Here is a 2266-nt window from a genome sequence, read left to right as displayed (position 1 = left end):
GGCCTTGGCTGGGCGTGGTTTGCATGGATCAGCTGCGACACCTGCCAGGTCGACCAGTTCCATGTCGCCAAGGCCATGGTGCTGCTGATCGCGATGGCGACGACTGCAGTCTTGGCCTCCTCACTTGGCGGCGCGCTGTTCGCGACCTTCGCCATTCCTGTTGCCGTTTATGTCTACACCATTATGCATCTGTGGACGCCGATCGAAGCCACGATGGCGGCATTGCTCATCGCAGCACTTCCGTTCTTCGGCTATGTGGCGCGCCACCTCAATCAGGCCTCGTTGATGGTGCTGTCCTTCCGCTCGGAGAAGGACGCGCTCATTGCCGAGGTGGAGACGGCGAAATCGATGTCGGACGAAGCAAGGCGGCGCGCCGAGGACGCCAACCTTGCGAAATCGCGCTTTCTCGCCTCGATGAGCCACGAGCTCAGGACGCCGCTCAACGCCATCCTGGGCTTCTCCGAAGTGATGGCCAATGAAGTGCTGGGTCCGATGAACAATCCGACCTACCGCGACTATGCCCATGATGTGCACGAGTCCGGCCAGCATTTGCTCGACCTGATCAACGAGATCCTCGACCTGTCGCGCATCGAGGCCGGCCGCTACCAGCTCAACGAGGAGCCGGTGATGCTGGTGACCATCGTCGAGGACTGCTGCCACATGATGGAGTTGCGGGCCCGCAACAAGGACATCCGCATCGTCCAGGAGTTCGAGGAGACCTTGCCGCGCCTTTTTGCCGACGAGCGCGCGGTGCGTCAGATCACGCTCAACCTCCTGTCCAATTCGATCAAGTTCACCCCGTCCGGCGGCGAAGTGCGCGTGCGCGCCGGCTGGACCGCCGGCGGCGGCCAGTACGTTTCGGTCAAGGACAATGGTCCGGGCATACCGGAAGAAGAAATCCCGGTGGTGCTTTCCGCTTTCGGCCAGGGCTCGATCGCCATCAAGAGCGCAGAACAGGGAACCGGCCTCGGCCTGCCGATCGTGCAGGGCCTGCTCGCGATGCATAGCGGCACGTTCGAGCTTCATTCCAAGTTGCGTGAAGGCACGGAGGCGATTGCCATTTTCCCGCTGAGTCGGGTGATGGAGGAACTGCCTGCCCTGCCAACCAAGACGGTCGCCACGCGCGGCCGCCGCTGACGTCATCCGCGGCGTTATAGCCGGACAGCCATCGCCATACCCGAGCTGGTCAGCGCCGCGGCTTTGACGATGCCGGCAGCGAGAGCAGCCCCTACCCCTTCGCCATGGCTGATGCCGAAATCGAGCAGCGGCCGCAGTCCGAGCCTTTCGGCAGCCTTGGCATGGCCAGGCTCGGGCGACAGACCGGCAAGCAGACAATGATCGAGCGTGCCGGGGCTGGCCGCGTGCAGAACAGCGGCCGCGGCAGTCGCCACGAATCCGTCGAGCAAGACGGGAATCTTCTCCATGCGGGCCGCAAGAATAGCGCCGCAGATCGCCGCGAACTCGCGGCCGCCGACCCGTCGCAGGGCCTCCAGCGGATCGCCGAGGCCGGAACCATGGAACGCCAGCGCCCGGTCCACGACCTCGGCTTTTCGCGCCATCGTCGCCGCATCGGCGCCAGACCCCGGCCCGACCCAATCCACTCCATTGCCGCCGAACAACGCAGCGCAGAGCGCAGCCGCAATGGTCGAATTGCCAACCCCAAGATCACCTAGGCACAACAGGTCGGCGCCGCCGGCGACCGCCTCCATGCCGAAGGCCATGGTCGCGGCGCAGCCGCGTTCGTCGAGCGCTGCCTCCTCGGTGATGTCGCCTGTGGGGATATCCAATGCCAGGTCGAAGACTTTCAGGCCGAGATCGTTGGCGATGCAGACCTGGTTGATCGCGGCCCCGCCGGCGGCACAGAGCTCGACCTCATTGGCGGTCGCCGCCACACGCCGCGGCGAAATGCCGTGCCGCACCGCGCCGTGATTGCCGGCGAAGATCGCCACCAGCGGCCGGTTGATTGCCGGCGGCGCCCGCCCGCTCCAGGCGGCAATCCAGGCCGCGATGTCCTCGATGCGCCCGAGCGATTCGTTCGGCTTGTCCGCCTTGGCAAACAGCGCGCGGACACGCGCGGCCGCCGCGTCATCAGCAGGCGGCCGGGCCGCCAGGAGGCTTCGGAAGTCGTCGAAAGGCTTAGCAGGCATTTGCGTCGGTCGGTTCGTTGCGGAAATCGCAAGCGGCATAGCCGCCTTCTGCAGCCGGCACAACCGCCTGACGATGCCGCGAACGCGTTGCCTTGCGGCGCATTGCGGAGGGCTTGCAT

2 protein-coding genes are annotated in these 2266 nt (G+C 65.4%); one reads left to right on the top strand and one right to left on the bottom strand.

Features of this window, described 5'->3' with window-relative positions; genetic code table 11:
- Window positions 1–1137, top strand: a 1137-nt coding sequence (locus EOA28_RS33000) for a HAMP domain-containing sensor histidine kinase (RefSeq protein ID WP_148671014.1), incomplete at its 5' end; no start/stop codon positions are given.
- A gap of 14 nt (window positions 1138–1151) precedes the next feature.
- Here the strand turns inward: EOA28_RS33000 and EOA28_RS32995 are convergent.
- Window positions 1152–2147, bottom strand: a complete 996-nt coding sequence (locus tag EOA28_RS32995) for a nicotinate-nucleotide--dimethylbenzimidazole phosphoribosyltransferase (RefSeq protein ID WP_128315712.1) — start codon at window positions 2145–2147, stop codon at window positions 1152–1154.
- Between the last annotated feature and the right edge of the window lie 119 nt (window positions 2148–2266).

Origin of the sequence: Mesorhizobium sp. M2A.F.Ca.ET.067.02.1.1, from assembly GCF_004023285.1 — a bacterium.
GTDB lineage: Bacteria > Pseudomonadota > Alphaproteobacteria > Rhizobiales > Rhizobiaceae > Mesorhizobium.
Note: the sequence above shows the minus strand (reverse complement) of the source record. Positions and strands in the feature narration are given on the sequence as shown.